This window comes from Vibrio aquimaris (genome assembly GCF_009363415.1).
Taxonomy (GTDB): domain Bacteria; phylum Pseudomonadota; class Gammaproteobacteria; order Enterobacterales; family Vibrionaceae; genus Vibrio; species Vibrio aquimaris.
In genome coordinates this window covers 1,240,539-1,257,029 of the sequence record NZ_CP045351.1, presented here as the reverse complement: position 1 = coordinate 1,257,029, position 16,491 = coordinate 1,240,539, and the positions used below count along the sequence as shown (strand labels likewise).

Sequence of the window (16,491 nt, the reverse complement as noted above, 5' to 3'; positions counted from 1 at the left end):
ACCCTCTAAAACAGAAGTGACACGGTAAGTTCAAGCCCACCTAAACCATCGTTGTAGACAGGTAAAATATATGAAGCTTGAGGGATGATCTGAATATGCGCATCTGGGTCACTTCCTAACTTAATGACCGTACCTATAGTCGCCACAGCTCCTGCTTCAAACTGATCAATATCATCAAGCTGTGAACCATACTTAACCCCTTCACCATCGACAGGCCAACGATTCGAATATTGACTATAAGCAGCAGAAATGCCAGCACCAATATAAGGGGTGAAGATAGACCAGTTTCCTAATGCATATTGCGGAACAACCCTTATTTCATAGTTGGTCACTTCCTGATATATACCGCTTGACGGAGCATCAACAGCCTCACTTAAATAGTTAAAACCTAACCACCATCGCCAACGATTATTGTCTTCATCGATCGGCCGAGTATGCACTAAGCCATAACGGATAGCATCTGCGGTACCACTCTCTCCCTGCTCATATTCTATGTTATCGATACTCAACATACTGACAGAGCCACCGTAGCGCTCTCCTTTCGCATTGGCCACTGCGGATACGGTAAATGCTAGAGCCAATAAGCTCCACTGACTTAACTTACTCATCCTTTTATCCTCAAAAGGTCTAAAGTAAAAATACAAATGAAAGAGAGAGCAAAATAACAGGGTAGGTAACAAATTCAATAGCGAAAAAAAAAAACCACATAAATATTTCCTTTTTCCTAGTACTACCTTCTTTTTCCCTATGAAAATGAACATTTCGACTGGTCGATTAAATTTCAAACAGGATGTTTAGATAGCACACTATCATGTGTAAATATTTTTATAATCAACCAGATTTATAATATGGTGTATATTTAACCATATTACCTATGTCACTCGCTTTTTAATTTATAGTTATATCAATTAAACCATAGTTGCAGCTGGCAGCGCTCACATTTAATAACTTTTAATCAAGTTTAATTAATATTCTATCTACAAATTACTTTTCTCCCACGTAAAATCCTCCCTTGATAATGAAACGTCTTAATTAAGAATTTTTATAAAATTGATTGAGTCTTTATAACTAGCGTCACTTGGGTAGGATTTCATGTACTTTTCAGACTTTGCTCGACGACCAATAAGCGAGCAGACTCCTTGCGGTGTCAACCCGAATAACCTCGAAGATTTTGAGGAGATAAAGCGACAGATAAACAATATCAATAAGGTAACAGGGCGCGTCTCATGGAAAAAAGTACAACAACTCTCTAAAGACATACTAAAAAATGAAAGTAAAGACTTACGCTGTGGCTGCTACTATGCTGTAGCGTCTGCTCATAACGATGGTCTTAGCGGGTTTGTAGACGCATTAAATGTTATTTTAGATTTATGTGTGGTTTATTGGTCATCATGTTACCCAGAAGTGTCCAAATCCAGTGCTCGCATGGGCGCGTTAGAGTGGCTAGTCGAACATGGCGAAAAGAGAGTCAAGCTATTCAATGTCACCGTCGATGACATGGCTGTTCTAGAAGCAGGACACAGAGTGTGTCTAAGAATAGAGGAAGAACTGAGACTCCACTATGGACATAAAGCACCCTCTCTTGGAGGGATAAGACGTATCTTGAGTCAGTTCATTGACGATGTAAAAGAGTTAGAAGATAAGCGAGAACAAGCACACAAAAGGGCCCTACAGCAAAAAGAAAAGGCCAAAGCAAATAATGAGAAAGTGGCAGGGGCAATCACAGTAAAAGTAAATCCCCCAACCAAACAAACGCAACCTGCAGCCGATGTTGAACCTGAAAAAAGTCACTCTGCCGTATGGGCTGTTTCTATTGCTGTAAGCGTATTTATCTTAGCTTTAAGTGCTTTTTATCTGAAGAAAAGCCTACTACTTACAGAGTACGAACAAAAAATAGCATCAAACAACGTCTCCATATTGTTGCAAGTCACTCATGATCTTAGTACTGAAAATAGGGATACTATCGAGAGGTTAAAACAACCTCTCATTGGGGTGATTGATACCATGGTATTCGATTTGAATAAATCCCCAGAAAAAGTAACCAATCTTAAAACATTAAAAGAAATCATTGAAAATCTTGCAACAATTTATTCAGATTCCTCTTCAGTGCAAGTTTTATCAGCAGAACTGGAACGCTATGACGAGCAAATGCAAAGGGATTTTAGAGAAATAAGTCGTCGCTTTGCACGTGCTCGTACCGCGATAGCGAACTTAAAGCTTGATACCAACGATTCCAATACCGAACTCGCATATCAATATAGCAACTCTTTATTCCCTTTATTGGGCAGAATTGAATATGCAGAAAAAACCAATGATCCAGAAGAACTCGATCGCTCGTTGAATTTAATCAACGTCTATTTACATAAAATCGCTCAACTCAAAGCGACACAAACCCAAACATCACTCGATAAAGTCGTGGCTGAATAATCATGTTAAAAAATATAATACGTCATCCTATATTTCTATCCACTGTACTCGCTATAGTGTTTATTGGTGGACTCTCAGCAGCACACTTTTGGGCGCCCGATACTGTAACAAAGACTATTTGGTTTATCGGCATTGGTCTTATAGCACTCATTTTTCTAGCCTATCAAGCCGTTCTTTTTGTTAGAAAAAGAAAGCAGAATAAAGACCAACAGCTTGAAACAGAAGAGGAGGCATTAAGCCTAGTCATTAGACCTCTGCTTAATAACTCTAAAGCTAAACCGATATATTTGATGTTGGGCAACCGAGCGGCTGGCAAAAAGCAATTCCTGTTTAGTTCAAATGCTATCAAAGCCTTGGACAATTCAAAGACGAAGAAAAATGACTTCTTTGAGTGGTATGAATCTGATGATGCTATCTATTTAAAACCTGATCAACGTTTAGTCTTTCAAGAAGTGTCCGCTTCCGACTCGTCACTATGGACAACACTGATTACAGAAATACTAAAAAGTCGACCACGTAAACCATTTGCTGGTTGCCTGTTTTTCACCGATCTCGAGTTTTTGATTATTTCTGAAGAAGAGCAGATCGATTATACTCTTACCGCGCTTATCGAACGTATTTCATCTATTTGTGATAGAACAAGTACAGCGCTTCCCATTTATATGGTGATCTCTAAATTAGACAAGCTTCAAGGCTTTAAAGAATATGTTCAGCAGAGTCCTCTTAAACACAACATCGAGTACCTATCAATTGCTCTAAAAGACTCTAAAGGTGTTCTTGTCGATTACTATCGCGATAGTTTTAAAAACCTTATAAGGGTGATCGAAAGTAATGCACTAGACTCTACCTCTGCCTCAAACGACACAAAAGAAAAACAAGCTATTCTAGCTTTTCCTAAACAGCTAGAGATATGCCAAAAGGAAATAGAGTATGTCGTACAACGTTTATGCGACGTCAATCGTGGAGCCTATTATCTCGACCTTCGAGAACTATTTTTCGCTTCATGCCTGCAGGGTGGACGCAAGTACAACTTACTTGCTAAAAGTTGCAGCAGTTACTTTAATTTACCGATCATTGCTTCGGAGCATACTCAACTCTCTGAAACATCGTATTTTACTCGTTTCTTAGTCGAATCTCAGATACTGCCTGAGGCCGATTTTGCAGGCGAAAACAAGAATTACCTTAAGCGTATACTTAGGCAAAGCCGATTAGCCATGGCTGCCTCTATTCTGTTTCTTTCCGGAGGTGCTTACCTTTTAGGAACAACTCTTGATAGCAACTTAAAGGTGATATACCAATTACTAGATATTGAAACAGAAACTGTTCAGCTGAGCTCAAGTCGACAATTAGACGAAAGCTTGGCAAATGCAATTAAGAAGATTAACCCCATCTATGATGCTTGGTTAGAAGGCAGTAAGGCCATGGACGAAGAGATGCTTTCTCTTCATATAAGCCGATTAGAGCCGACCACTAAGATGGCTTATCAGGCCCTCATTGACTCAATACAAAAAGAGTTAGTACCGGTTATCGAGCAAACATATCGTGTGCAGTTAACCAAATATCAGGATCAACCGCTTAAAGCCCTACCCGTTTTGAAAGGCTACCTGATGTTAAAAGAGCCAAATAAGCGTGATTTGGCTTATATGACTGCACAAACCAACTCAACCTTATCTAAGGTAATTGGCGAGTCAGAGCAAGTCAGCACAACCATGAAATACCTGAATGCATATTTCAGAACTGACTTCCCTCCCGTCGATATTAATATGGGAATTGTACGAGCTACACGCCGAACATTGCTCGCACAATCGAATATCGATCTTGTCTATGCTCAGTTAATTCATCAGGCTGAAGCTATTGATCTTGGGACTCTTAATTTAGAGCGTGCCGTGGGCTTTGACTTCAATAATGTCTTCAACGACAAAGTTGATCAGCAATTAATTGATATCAGTAAAGTCTACACTGCGACTGGGTTCAGCACTTTTTATCGTCCACGAGTTGATCTTATGTCTAAAGATGTAATCGCCAATAACTGGGTGTTAGGACTGTCTAAGAATGTGATTCCAAGTAAAAAGGAGCTCTCTGTCTTTAAAGACAAAATCCGCAAGCGATACGCTGATGATTATGTTACTTATTGGCGCAACGCACTGAGTGAGTTAAAAGTTAAAAAGTATGACTCCATTGGTGACCTTACTAACGCGATTGATCTGGTATCAGGACCATCATCACCCCTTACTACTGTGTTGAAGCAGGTCTACTCGAACACGCATTTCTCACCAACAGGTAATAAAGAGCTTTTCGCTAATAAACTGCCTAAACTGGCAACAGAAGCCATCGATAAGGCTGCCAATTCAGCGGAAGAATTTGTACAACCAGACTACTTACTCATGCGGCGAGTAGAACAAGCTTTCTATCAACTGAATCAATTGCAAATTAATGAAACGCCAAACTCCCCTACTCCATGGGATGAAATCGTCACAGCATTGAGTCAGCTACGCACATATATGAAGGACATTGCCGACTCACCAGACCCGAAAATGGCCTCATTGCTTGCTGCGCGAAAACGTATGCAAAGCTCTGAAGCCGATCCCATCATACGCCTCAAGCAAATTGCTCAGAAGTCACCTGAACCTGTACGCAGTTGGCTATCAGGCTTGGTTCAACAGAGTTGGTCTGTCATGATCGCAGAGTCAGCAAAAGGTATTCAAGACCAATGGTATAGCGAGGTATATACCAAATATACAGAGTTAGCGCTTAACAAGTATCCATTCGACTTAAACGCTGAGGAAGAAATCACGTTAGAAGACTTTGAGCTACTGTTTGCAAAAGGTGGGATCATAGATACTTTTGTCCAACAAAATCTAGCTTCGTTTTACGATACTAACCTTTGGTCTCCAAAGCGTGTTGAAGGTGAAACTATGCCTCTTACACCGCAGCTTTTGGTACAACTTAAAAATTATAATGTAATACGAGACACCTTAATTAATAAGAGTACCAACCGTGTGTCTATCCCATTTACGACCAAAGTGCTTGACTTAGACTCAAGTGCAATACGCGCGACCGTGTCAGTCGCAGATTCACAAATGAGCTATTACCATGGGCCGAGTCGAATTCAAGAATTGGAATGGCCACCCAAAAGTGGTGAGTTCAACGTAAGTATAACAATTCAAGACGTTACCGATGAAGGTAAACAATATGTATTGAGCAAGGATGGTCAGTGGGCAATCTACCGACTGTTGGGCCAATCAACACTAACAAATCAGCATGATGGTAGCTTTGTTAGTGATATAACTGTTTCAGGTCGAGACTTGAAACTGAGAATAAAGCCGCTCGCGCAAAAGAACCCGTTTACTTTAGCTGAGCTGTATAACTTCTCACTACCCGAAACCATCAATTTATAAAAGCAGACTAATAAAAACAACGTAAGGCAGGATATAATGTCAACTACTAACCTTCAAGGATTAGACAAATTAGATAGGAAAATACTTTCAAGTCTTTTGTCAAATGGCCGAGAGTCAATAGCGAATCTTTCGCGAAATATTGGCTTATCACGTACCGCCGTCGCTGAGCGAATCAGTCGACTGGAAAAAACCGGTATCATAAAAGGCTATACCGCTCAAATCCGAGTAGAGAAAGATGATAGGCCGGCGTCTAGCTACCTACTGATTTCTTGTGAAAAAGGTAAGAAGAATAATGTCACGGAAGCGCTAAAAGAGCTTCCAGAGGTAAGAGTAACCAGTATTGTCGGTGGCGCGTACGATATTATTGTTCTCATTGAAGCACCCGATCTTCAGTCGATACATACCCTGTGCAATGAAATAGAGTCATTTAATGGTATTGAGTCCTTAAATAACACTGTGGTATTGCACGAACCGATTCGACGATAAGGCCCATACACACAATTACGACACTTTCTAACCTTGGGCCTAGATATAAATTTAAAGCCACATATCTTTATGTGGCTTTTTGCTTTTTTCAAGCGAATATTGTTTAGGTATTACAAATACCATACCAATGGTCGGCATACACACGATCGCCAATTTGATATGCATTAGGTATTATTTTTTGAAGAGTAAAACCACACTTTTCTAACACACGCTCCGAGCCTATGTTGCCCTCAGTGACGACAGCACTAAACTCGGTAATACCGCAGTTCATTCTGGCCCAATTGAGCAATGCTTTTAATGATTCAGTGCCAAAACCCACACCATGAAAACTCGGTAGCAACAAATACCCAACCTCTGCCACACTATTTTTTATTTTGAATCCTGTAATACCAACCTTTTCATTCGTCTCCAAAATTGAGATTGTCAAGCAAAGCCAGTGTCCAGACTCTCTATTCCAAGCAGGTAAGCAAGATTCAAATTTTGCATCTAGCTCGTCACTTGATGGCTCATCAAAACATAATGCGATAATCTCAGGATCGGAATGTAAACCATAATACAGATCACGATCACACACTTTCAACTGCGTCATAACCAGACGCTCGGTTCTAATTTCCATTGTTTCTCCATGCTCAAACAGATGTTATAGGGCTTGACCTCACGGCAATAGCAATGCGATTAACTGTATAAATCCACGAAGTTTTTCTTTATTTAAATGCTATGATTGCTTATATTTTCTGTCTATGCAATCCGTAACACAATCCAATAAATCATGAAGTTTATCAGCGAAAAACATGGCGAAGTTTCTGCGATTAATTTAATCCATTATCCAGAATATTTCTCTCTTTTTGCTCAATGGGCAGAGAGCGAATGGGGCTATGTAAGAAATAAAGGCGTCGAGTTTCGCACAGAGTTATTTAAGCAATACATAGAGTCTGATGGTATCCCTGAAATGTACGGTTTATTCATACAGGACTCCCCTGTTGGTATGTTTGCAATTGAACATTGTGAGTCGCAAGACAATACGCTATTTTTGAATTATCTGTATATTACACCCAAATATCGCTCAGCAAACATAGGCACCAAAACAGTAGAACTAGCGAAACAAATTTGCCGCACCTATCAGGCTGATTTTATGCAGTTGACAACGTTAGAAACCTCAATGAATGCATACTACGAAAATCTTGGTGGACATATAATTGGCAAGGAGTATTTTTACACTTATCCAGCAACCAGAATGGAAATCCAGTTATAACTACATCATCACAACTGACCAATTTGTTTTATCGACACATCTTTTCTCGCGGGAGCGCCCAGCCACAATGTTTGACCAAGTAAATTCCCCTCTCCCTTCCCTAAGGTATTTTTCGGAATAGTTTCAAGCCTTACTTTCATGATCATGTCCCAAGCTAAAGGGTCACGTAAAATAAACTGCATTAAGCCCACCAGCGTTTTATAGTTGCTTCTGCCAGGTAAGAATGTTTGATAGGTTGAAAAGTCTATATCTTCTATACGTAAATTAAACTTGCCCACTAAATCTGGCAGGGATTTACCCAAATGAAGATCATGACCTAGTACACAGTTACTATGGTTCAACTGATTTCTCTGGGAGTGATGTATTTCAACTCGCCGATAAACCCACTCATCGACAAACACACTTTCTAAATTGAAATAATGCGCAACAATGCCAGATATCAGTTTAGGGGAGCGTGTCCTTGTGGAAAGTTGACTCACATAAGATAGCAGTTTAGCTCTATCTAGTTCGCTGACTTTCGCATCTTGCATAACTGACGACAAACCAAGAAGATGCAGCATACGAGCAGAAAATGGGTCTTTCGCTTCACTTTGATATTGAATATGGTATCGGTACTTTTTCCAAACACGATAAATTAAAGACAAATATCGATTGTGGAAAAAGTCAAAGAACTGTTTTACTGGGTTGTCTTCATCTTCACGACCGGTCAGCTTCTCTGTATACGATGATGGAAGAGGAGAACTTGAACCATGTAACCCAAGAAAGCTAACCTCCACTCGAGTATAAGTGTTTCCCTCCATCTCAAAATGAGCAACGTAATCAATATCACTTTTCGGAAACGCGAGACTTGGCGAAACACTAAAACGTATATGTTCATCAGAAATATATTTATTCTGGCCAATCCCTTGATAACTAAAGTCCGTTTCAGCCTGATAATATTTCTCCAGCAGTGACACTGCTTGGAAAAATCCAAACTCATGCGTCCGTTTCTCAATCTGCTCAATCATAATACTGTCTGCTGCCCTATAAGACTTGGCCAGTGATAGTTTTCACCCGTTTTTTCATCAAAAACTTCAAGCTCGGTGAAAGAGTTCAAACTCGAATATAAACGTATAAACTCATTCAACACACTAACTAATAAAAACATATCACCCTCATTAACAAAGTAGGAGGAGTCTACGGTGAGATTAAACTGAGTACCCCTGACCGCTGTACCACGAAATACTCTATCGGCGGGCTGCATTTCACTTTTCTTGATCCCATCTAACCTATGTATCGAAGCTCGATGGGCTTGGCGATCAACGCGGGAATGGAAGTCATAAGTCGAGAGGAGTACTTTAAGCACATCAATGTTTGCCAGCGATAAATAGTTCAGTGACATGTTGGCAATCAATTGCCATTGCAATTCACCATTAACTTGCGGGCTAACAGACTGGGTTGGCTTGGTAATATTAGTAAAATTAGCGTACGTCGGTGAATTACTCGATGTGTATGCAATGTCGCCTACTGATAACCTTTCAGCCAAGTCACCATTGCTGCAGGTGAGCTTCATTAATACCGTTTCAGAACCAAGTTCAGCAATGTCACTGTTGTGGGTATGAAACGAAATGTAGCGCTCAAGGCCTCTCCCGCTGATACGACTTGACACTTTTGTTTTAAAAAATTCTCGTTTATCACGCTGGTTAATTTGATGCTCGAAAGACTCAAACTCAATCAGCCTCTTTCGGCTACGCTCATTTTTGCTCCACGTTTCTACTTTGCCGATCGAATACACTTCATAGTGAGCTTGGTTACTACTCTGGGGCCTCACTTTGTATTCACTTCGACGATGCTCTAAACGAATAGGGTCTGAGTCTTTACTAAACAAATTAACGGCTGGTGTACAGTGTAATCTCAAGTGTTTATCTTTAAGGATAACTTCCGAAGGCAGAGCACGCTTAAACACAAAAGATATTTTCATTGTTGAGCGCTGCGACACCCCAGACAACCAACCTAGCTCTGTGACATCAAAAAACATAAACTTCTCTGGCAGAGAGAAATATTCCTGTAATAAACGGTAGCCAGCAAAAGAGTTACTGCTGTATGGAAGGATGGCCTCGTCGTCACTAAAACCAACAGGTTTAATACAAGAAGCGGGTAGCCTATGTGTAAAACCGCCTCCAAGATCAAGTTCGACGTAGTCTAGATAGCGAAACAACCACAGATAAACACTACGAGTAATATGCAGTTCTCCATGAAGGTGGAAACGTAGTGAATCCATCTTCAACCTTGATAAATCTTGACCAAACTCAGCCGCAATCGATACATCGACACTAGAGCTGGTTCGGCTATTAGACTGTTCAACTTTAGTAATATTGATAGGATATAAAGCGACATCATAACAACTTCTAAATAGGCATTGGGTCCCTTCTACCTGTTCACTCGCCATTTCAATGCCACGTTCGACTATGGTTTTTTCTGTCAGGCTTCCTATATGTGGCGTGAGCTCAGAGATGCACATAGAAGGTATCGAACGCATATAATGAGGCCAAAGCAAGGTCATGAGTGACTGAGTCAGCTCTGGCAATTCGTCATCGATTTTCTCTCGAATTCTACCTGTTAGAAATGCAAACCCTTCAAGCAAGCGCTCTACGTCAGGATCATGAACCCCTTCACCTAGGAAGTTTGTCAATTTAGGATGATATTTAGCAAACTCACTTCCGGCTTCTCGAAGGTAAGAAAGTTCATCTTGAAAATATTTACTGCAGCTCACTAAGTATTACTCCTGACTTTAGACGTTGAATTGACCATCAACGCCCATAAACACATTGATAGACATTGGAACCTGACCACCGTTATGGTTTACTTCACCTGTAATACCAAAACTCAGTTGTAAGGGATTATGAAAGTCCTGACGATAAGTCACTTCAATATTGCCAAGCCTAGGTTCAAACTTGTTTATTGTCGTGCGTATATTCTGCTGAATATGGCGTATCAAGTTTGATTGACTGGCCAGTACATCATTAAAATCAGGAAGGCCATAATCATTGTCTATCATTGCATTCCCCGCATGGGTATTGAGCAGATCTGCAAGATGAATATGAATTGAGTCGACCAAGTGTTTATGAGATATCACTTTTTCATAACAACTCTTGGGTTCACCTAGTTCGATACGTTCAAGTAAGCGATAACCTTTTTCCATGTTTTACCTCAAAAAGAACGGCCAGAAAAACTGGCCGTTCGCTATTAGTAACCTACTTAGATTACTGGTCTAGTTTACCAACCAAAGAAAGATCGAAGCTCGCACCCATATACTTGAAGTGAGGACGCACAGACATTGATACTTTATACCAGCCTGGATCACCCTCAACATCCGATACTTCAACCTTAGCAGCACGTAGAGGACGACGACCACGTACTTCTGCTGGTGGATTCTCTTGATCAGAAACATATTGACGAATCCATTTGTTCAGCTCAATTTCAAGGTCGGTGCGCTCTTTCCATGAACCAATTTGCTCACGTTGCAACACCTTGATGTAGTGGGCTAAACGGTTGATGATGAACATATAAGGCAGTTGAGTCCCTAACTTGTAGTTCATCTCCGCGTTCTTCCCTTCCGGCGTGTTCGGGAAAACCTTAGGCTTTTGGATTGAGTTTGCGGAAAAGAAGGCCGCATTGTCAGACCCTTTACGCATGGTTAGAGCAATGAAGCCCTCTTCAGCAAGTTCAAACTCGCGACGGTCAGAAACCAAAATTTCAGTTGGAATTTTAGTTTCGATCTGTCCCATAGACTCAAAGTTGTAGACAGGTAGATCGAAAACTGCACCACCACTTTGAGGACCTATAATGTTTGGACACCAACGATACTTAGCGAACGACTCACTGATCTTTGACGCCATTGCATACGCTGAGTTACCCCACAAAAAGTTGTTGTGGTCATCAGCAACTGACTCATCATAATCAAAGGCCTTGATCGGATTATCTTCAACAGAATAAGGATTGCGAAGCATAAAACGAGAGGTACATAAGCCAAGGTAGCGAGAATCTTCATGTTCACGCAAACTACGCCACTTAGTATATTGAGGACCTTCAAATACAGACTTAAGGTCTTTCATGTTAGGTAGCTCTTCGTAGCTATCTAAGCCAAAGAACTGAGAAGATGCTGAGGTAATAAATGGCGCATGAGACATAGCACCAACATTAGCCATATATTCCATCAGTTTGATGTCTGGGCTAGAAGACGTTAGCTGATAGTCACACACTACAGCGGCAACAGGTTTACCACCGAATTGACCGTATTCACGAGTGTAAATCTGCTTGTAAAGACCAGACTTGACCACTTCAGGCGCGTCTTCAAAGTCGTCGAGAACCTCATCTTTTTTCGCCGAAATCAATTCAATCAGAATATTTTCACGGAAATCAGTATGATCAACAAGATATTTCAATCCACGCCATGTTGATTCAATCGCTTGAACTTCTTCGTTATGAAGGATGGCATCAACTTGTTTGGAAAGCTTTTGATCAATCTCACTGATCATAAGATCGACTAATGACTGATCAACTTTTTCAGTCGTGCTGCTGCTCAGTAGCTCACCGATAAATGCTTCAACGCCACGTTTGGCAACGTCAAAACCTTCATCGCTTGGCTTTAATCTTGTCTCAGTTAGAATACTGTCCAGAAGGGAGCCAGAGTCAGCTAAGGCCGCTTCTTGTTCCGGAGCTTGTGCTTCTGCTGTCATATTATCCTCTTATTCAGCCTTTTCAGCGTCTTGATCTTCACCAATGCTGAGTTCTTCGAGTAGTTTCTTACGAGCTTCTTCGTCCTGAAGAACCGCAGCGATCTTCTTGCGGAAAGCAGGTACATTGCCTAACGGACCTTTTAACGCAACCAGAGCTTCTCTCAGTTCAAGAAGGCTGTTTAATTCAGGGACACTTTTAGCGATGGACTCTGGTGAAAAGTCCTTCATGTCCTTGAACGTTAGGTCAACGGCAAGCTGTGCGCCTTCTTCATCAGTCAGACGGTTTTCAACGTTAACTTTAAGGTTAGGAGCATAACCTTCGAGAACTTCGTTAAAATTGTCTTTATCAATGTTGATCGGCGTACGTTCTTCAATTGGCGTGTCGTCAGAGCGAGCGGTGAAATCACCGACAACCATCATATTCAGCGGCAGTTCAACGTCTTCTTGCGCATCACCTGTCGCTGGAACATAACGGATATTAATTCGCTCTTTAGGAGCTACCGAGCCATCGCGTGACATAATTAGTTCCTTATCTAATTGTATTGTTAGTTGTAGATTGACTCCCACGCCTCAAACTTTTCTGGCAGCTGCTCCCTGGATGGATAAAGCTGCTTAAGAATCTTTTGGGAAAAATCATCTAATTGCAAAGAGAGGTGTGGTTCCCAGCTGAACAGGTTCATTTCATCTCTAACTGACCATAACTTTTCAAGATAAGGTAAACATAGAGCGTAAAGACCAACAGCTTGGTAAGCTTTTACGATTTGTAAATGCAGCATAAATTGCCCTCTCCCAGAGCTATCTAGCGCTAGGTTTTGAGCCACTTCTGCTACGCGCTCTCCCAAATTTTCGAGAGTTACATCGTCCATCGATACGAGGTCATCTTCAGCAATCACAACCTGAGGCATGGTTTGCTGATCTGAACCTTTATTGGAGCGACCAAATTTACTGAGCCACTCCACCGTCGCTTCATTAGCAAACGGTATCGAATTTTTAAATGAAAGCTGTTCTATACCCGGCAGCGCCTGAACAAACTGATTCACTTCTTCATGAACCGCTTGCGCTGCCTCTTCTAAGTTGAGGTTTTTCAACATTTGATAAACATAGAAATGCCCAGTAAGCCAAAAAGGGGCATCGGTTAAGGTACGCTCAAGGCGCTTTATTGTGTCTATATCACTTTCTTGCTTGGCCTTATCACTATATTCAGCCTGTTTATCTTGCGATACAGCAAGAATTAACGGTGTTTCTTGATTCTGATGACTTGGCAATTCTGTAATATCAGACCAAGTAAGGTGGCGATGAATACGATATGACAAAGGCAGCTCTGGTTCGGCACTAAGAATAGCTTCAGCGACTTTTTTCAACGTCCTTTTCGATGCTGTCGGGGACGAAAAATCGGTGTCAATATCAAGTTCTTTCTTCTGAGTGACAATTGCTTCAGACACTTCTAGATCCAACGGTTCTACTTTCGTCATTGCAGAGGCATTAGTAACCTGATTTTTATCCTCTGCCTGAGAGCTTTGATTGTCGCTTGGCGGCTCATGCCCACCAGAGTTTACCGAATGTTTTTCGTCCGAAGAAAAAGTTTGTGATAAACGAGTTAATTCATTTTTGAGTTCGAAAAAGTCAGCCTCTGAATCTTGAAATATTTCGTCGAAATGACGTTGTATATTCTCAACACTATCGATGCAACCGGAAATACTTTCCCATGTTAACTGTTTGGCTTCTAACTTGGGCAGCACAAGTTTCATTTGGTGATTTAGCCACTCAACAGCACCATCTCTGCCTCGTTTACGACGTGGGTATAAATCAGAGCCAAAACAAATAAGCGATTGACCAATTAGGTTAAGCCCTTTGTCTAACCCCTCTAGACCACAGGCTTCAACCATAGCGCGAGTCAGGTAACACATGGCTTTGAAATCTTTACTATGCCCAGTTAAAACTTGAGTCGCATGATCTTCCACAACTTTCCAATCGACAGTTTCGCCAAACAATGAACCGAACTTTTTCACTTCAGATTCCATCATTTCATAGCTAAACTCATAGCGCGCATCTTCTCCAACAGGAGACGTGGCGTTGATAGGCTTGAGAAGTACTTGAATATCTTGGACCAAAGTTAGCTCCTTACATCAGGATGATAATCACTGATTGCCCTCTGAACAGCCAGCGCACCTCGGGCAGGTTTGGATTGTTGATGACTTTTACGAATGGCATCCTTGGCCATACTGTTGAGCAACTCTGTGACTTCACCGAACTTTTTCGGTGCGTTCTTTTCGAGTTCCAGCAGCGAAGCATTCAACTTTGCATTGCCAAATATGGATTGTTCCGTCACTGTACTAAATAGGATGTATTCACTTCTCGCGACTTTAAGCGCTCTAATTTTAGCGGCCAGTTCAGGCGTATTTCCGTAAAACTGCTTCGCCACTTGCGCTTGTTCAATAGCACGCGAATAGTAATGTTGCTCAGCATTGGTATCGATCGCCGCATACACTTTGTCCAGTAAAGCACCGGGAAGAACTTGGCTATAGTAGTAAGACTCAGCCTGATGATTAGCCCATGCTGCTTTCATGTAGTCATCAACAGCTCTCGCTTGCCCGCTCAGGATCAGATCCACTAATTCGTTGTCCTGACGCCCCATAAAATTAGCCATTTGTTGCGCTTGAACGTTAAGACGGTTGAGGTTCGCCATCACTTTATTCAGTGAACGCTGAGCTTTCGCAAATAAAACGCCGTCATTATTTAAATTGGCTTGTAAGGTAACCAAGTCGGAACGAATTTCCTGTAAGTTTTGAGGCAAGGCAGAAGCAACATTTCTTCTTTCAATCAGATTGTCTTGGTTATCTTGGTATACATCGAGCAACTTACCCTGCTGAACCTGATAGGCTTCTTGATATGGTGCCATCAACACAAGATCATCTGACATATCGTCTAACGCATATTCAATTTTCCATGGTGGCTGAGCAAGAAACGAGGCCGTTTGAGCGGGTTTAATCGTCTTCGCTACTGTCACTGATTCGGTAAAGCCCGATTTGGGAGAAGGTTTCCACTCGGGCTGCAAATAATCATAGGTATAGGTTCCGCTCACCAAAAGCACCGACGCGACTAGTGCCGCCTCTAAATATTTAAAACGGCCAAGTGAAAACTTGTCGGCAGCACTATGCTTTGTAAGAACAAGATCAGCATTCCTCAGGTTAGAAAACAAAGGAGCACTATTGTCTGTTTTGAGCGCTTGTGTATCGATTCTCGCCAGTGCCTGAGCAAATGAAATTGCGGTATAGCCATGCGAGCGAGGCTTGTTAAGTACACTTTTGATTAACAGCCAGACATGCTTGGGAATCAAACGACAGCGCTTTTTCTGCCCCAAAAGGTGACGCCAAACGTCGCCAAAAGTAGAACCTAAAAATAAGTGTCCCGTTAGCAATGCTAAAGAGTAAACGTCATCTTGAGGTTTGGCGATGCCGCTTTCTACATACATTGGAGACGCATAATTCATGCTAACTTCAGTAGGGCTCTGCTCCTCATCTGAATAGCGAGCAGCACCAAAATCGATCAACTTTATACTATCGTCTTCGGCCACCAGAATATTTGCAGGCTTAATATCAAGGTGGCAAACTCCGCGAGTATGCATATATTCAAGCGCGCCAGCTAATTGGTAGATGAGCCAAGCAATGTGATCGTGTCGAAAACCCTTTTTATTGTGTCTTTCAATTTTTTCCGCTAGCGATTCGCCATCTATCCACTCATACATGATATATGGACGATCAAATTCATTACCGACTTTAATAAAGTCGGCAACGCTAGGGTGCTGAGATATCTCCAGTTTACTTGCTTCACCAATCAAGAGTGACTGTTCGTGACTAGACGTCCCTTCATTCGCCACCTTACAGCAAACCTGCTTCTCCGGTTCACCCTGTTTTGCTAGATGATAAAGCGTTGTATTGCCGTTCTTTGATGGAAATGATTCCAGAACATCAAACTGGGAGAATAAAACATACTCTAACTTAGGCTTATTCCGCTGTGCTTCCTGATGCTCTAAGTGTTTTTTTCTCTCAATCGCTTTGTGCACTAGTTGATTGATATAGCTATCACTTGACCCATTTTGATCAGACACGTTCTACTCTTTAGCCAGCTGATAATATTTACTAGATAGGCATATTAATTATTTTGAATATTACTTTTCAACTAGGTAAAAATAAAAAGCCCACTATATCTA

The 16,491-nt window shown here is 41.3% G+C and carries 13 protein-coding genes; 4 read left to right on the top strand and 9 right to left on the bottom strand.

Features of this window, described 5'->3' with window-relative positions; all coding sequences use genetic code 11:
• Positions 1 to 5: 5 nt before the first annotated feature.
• Positions 6 to 608, bottom strand: coding sequence for a hypothetical protein (locus tag FIV01_RS19985; RefSeq protein WP_152432692.1), 603 nt, complete (start codon positions 606 to 608; stop codon positions 6 to 8).
• A gap of 484 nt (positions 609 to 1,092) precedes the next feature.
• Here FIV01_RS19985 and FIV01_RS19980 point away from each other — a divergent pair, with 484 nt between their 5' ends.
• The 3 genes from FIV01_RS19980 to FIV01_RS19970 are packed head-to-tail and all read left to right on the top strand — an operon-like array spanning position 1,093 to position 6,311.
• Positions 1,093 to 2,427, top strand: coding sequence for a type VI secretion system ImpA family N-terminal domain-containing protein (locus FIV01_RS19980; protein WP_152432691.1), 1,335 nt, complete (start codon positions 1,093 to 1,095; stop codon positions 2,425 to 2,427).
• A 2-nt stretch (positions 2,428 to 2,429) separates the two neighbouring features.
• Positions 2,430 to 5,825 carry a type VI secretion system membrane subunit TssM gene (tssM, locus tag FIV01_RS19975; protein ID WP_152432690.1) on the top strand — a complete coding sequence of 1,132 codons (3,396 nt, stop codon included), beginning with the start codon at positions 2,430 to 2,432 and terminating at the stop codon, positions 5,823 to 5,825.
• Between the two features lie 36 nt (positions 5,826 to 5,861).
• Entirely contained in the window at positions 5,862 to 6,311 is a 450-nt protein-coding gene (locus FIV01_RS19970; protein WP_202408543.1) for an Lrp/AsnC family transcriptional regulator, read from the top strand.
• Between the two features lie 103 nt (positions 6,312 to 6,414).
• Here the strand turns inward: FIV01_RS19970 and FIV01_RS19965 are convergent, their stop codons facing one another.
• Complete coding sequence (locus FIV01_RS19965) at positions 6,415 to 6,927, bottom strand: GNAT family N-acetyltransferase (protein ID WP_152432689.1); 513 nt, start codon at positions 6,925 to 6,927, stop codon at positions 6,415 to 6,417.
• A 153-nt stretch (positions 6,928 to 7,080) separates the two neighbouring features.
• Between FIV01_RS19965 and FIV01_RS19960 the strand changes: the two genes are divergently transcribed.
• Entirely contained in the window at positions 7,081 to 7,563 is a 483-nt protein-coding gene (locus FIV01_RS19960; RefSeq protein WP_152432688.1) for a GNAT family N-acetyltransferase, read from the top strand.
• A gap of 8 nt (positions 7,564 to 7,571) precedes the next feature.
• Here the strand turns inward: FIV01_RS19960 and tssG are convergent, their stop codons facing one another.
• From tssG to FIV01_RS19925, 7 genes are all read right to left on the bottom strand, one after another.
• A complete protein-coding gene (gene tssG, locus FIV01_RS19955; protein WP_152432687.1) occupies positions 7,572 to 8,570 on the bottom strand; it encodes a type VI secretion system baseplate subunit TssG in 999 nt (332 codons plus the stop codon).
• Positions 8,567 to 10,315: a type VI secretion system baseplate subunit TssF gene (gene tssF / locus FIV01_RS19950; RefSeq protein WP_152432686.1), complete on the bottom strand. Its 1,749-nt coding sequence runs from the start codon at positions 10,313 to 10,315 to the stop codon at positions 8,567 to 8,569. The genes tssG and tssF overlap by 4 nt, the downstream gene beginning before the upstream one ends.
• Before the next feature lie 18 nt (positions 10,316 to 10,333).
• Positions 10,334 to 10,744: a type VI secretion system baseplate subunit TssE gene (gene tssE / locus FIV01_RS19945; RefSeq protein WP_152432685.1), complete on the bottom strand. Its 411-nt coding sequence runs from the start codon at positions 10,742 to 10,744 to the stop codon at positions 10,334 to 10,336.
• Between the two features lie 61 nt (positions 10,745 to 10,805).
• Positions 10,806 to 12,281 (bottom strand): type VI secretion system contractile sheath large subunit, encoded by a 1,476-nt coding sequence (tssC, locus tag FIV01_RS19940; protein ID WP_152432684.1) that lies wholly within the window; start codon positions 12,279 to 12,281, stop codon positions 10,806 to 10,808.
• A gap of 9 nt (positions 12,282 to 12,290) precedes the next feature.
• Positions 12,291 to 12,800 (bottom strand): type VI secretion system contractile sheath small subunit, encoded by a 510-nt coding sequence (tssB, locus tag FIV01_RS19935; protein WP_152432683.1) that lies wholly within the window; start codon positions 12,798 to 12,800, stop codon positions 12,291 to 12,293.
• 26 nt (positions 12,801 to 12,826) lie between these two features.
• Positions 12,827 to 14,392, bottom strand: a complete 1,566-nt coding sequence (gene tssA / locus FIV01_RS19930) for a type VI secretion system protein TssA (protein ID WP_152432682.1) — start codon at positions 14,390 to 14,392, stop codon at positions 12,827 to 12,829.
• 2 nt (positions 14,393 to 14,394) lie between these two features.
• Positions 14,395 to 16,389 (bottom strand): serine/threonine protein kinase, encoded by a 1,995-nt coding sequence (locus tag FIV01_RS19925; RefSeq protein WP_152432681.1) that lies wholly within the window; start codon positions 16,387 to 16,389, stop codon positions 14,395 to 14,397.
• Positions 16,390 to 16,491: the final 102 nt, after the last annotated feature.

Bases quoted from the DNA above. Each gene is read 5' to 3' on its own strand.
- FIV01_RS19985 (WP_152432692.1), bottom strand. From the start codon at position 608: ATGAGTAAGTTAAGTCAGTGGAGCTTATTGGCTCTAGCATTTACCGTA.
- FIV01_RS19970 (WP_202408543.1), top strand. From the start codon at position 5,862: ATGTCAACTACTAACCTTCAAGGATTAGACAAATTAGATAGGAAAATA.
- FIV01_RS19965 (WP_152432689.1), bottom strand. From the start codon at position 6,927: ATGGAAATTAGAACCGAGCGTCTGGTTATGACGCAGTTGAAAGTGTGT.
- tssM (WP_152432690.1), top strand. From the start codon at position 2,430: ATGTTAAAAAATATAATACGTCATCCTATATTTCTATCCACTGTACTC.
- tssE (WP_152432685.1), bottom strand. From the start codon at position 10,744: ATGGAAAAAGGTTATCGCTTACTTGAACGTATCGAACTAGGTGAACCC.
- FIV01_RS19960 (WP_152432688.1), top strand. From the start codon at position 7,081: ATGAAGTTTATCAGCGAAAAACATGGCGAAGTTTCTGCGATTAATTTA.
- tssG (WP_152432687.1), bottom strand. From the start codon at position 8,570: ATGATTGAGCAGATTGAGAAACGGACGCATGAGTTTGGATTTTTCCAA.
- tssB (WP_152432683.1), bottom strand. From the start codon at position 12,800: ATGTCACGCGATGGCTCGGTAGCTCCTAAAGAGCGAATTAATATCCGT.
- tssC (WP_152432684.1), bottom strand. From the start codon at position 12,281: ATGACAGCAGAAGCACAAGCTCCGGAACAAGAAGCGGCCTTAGCTGAC.
- FIV01_RS19980 (WP_152432691.1), top strand. From the start codon at position 1,093: ATGTACTTTTCAGACTTTGCTCGACGACCAATAAGCGAGCAGACTCCT.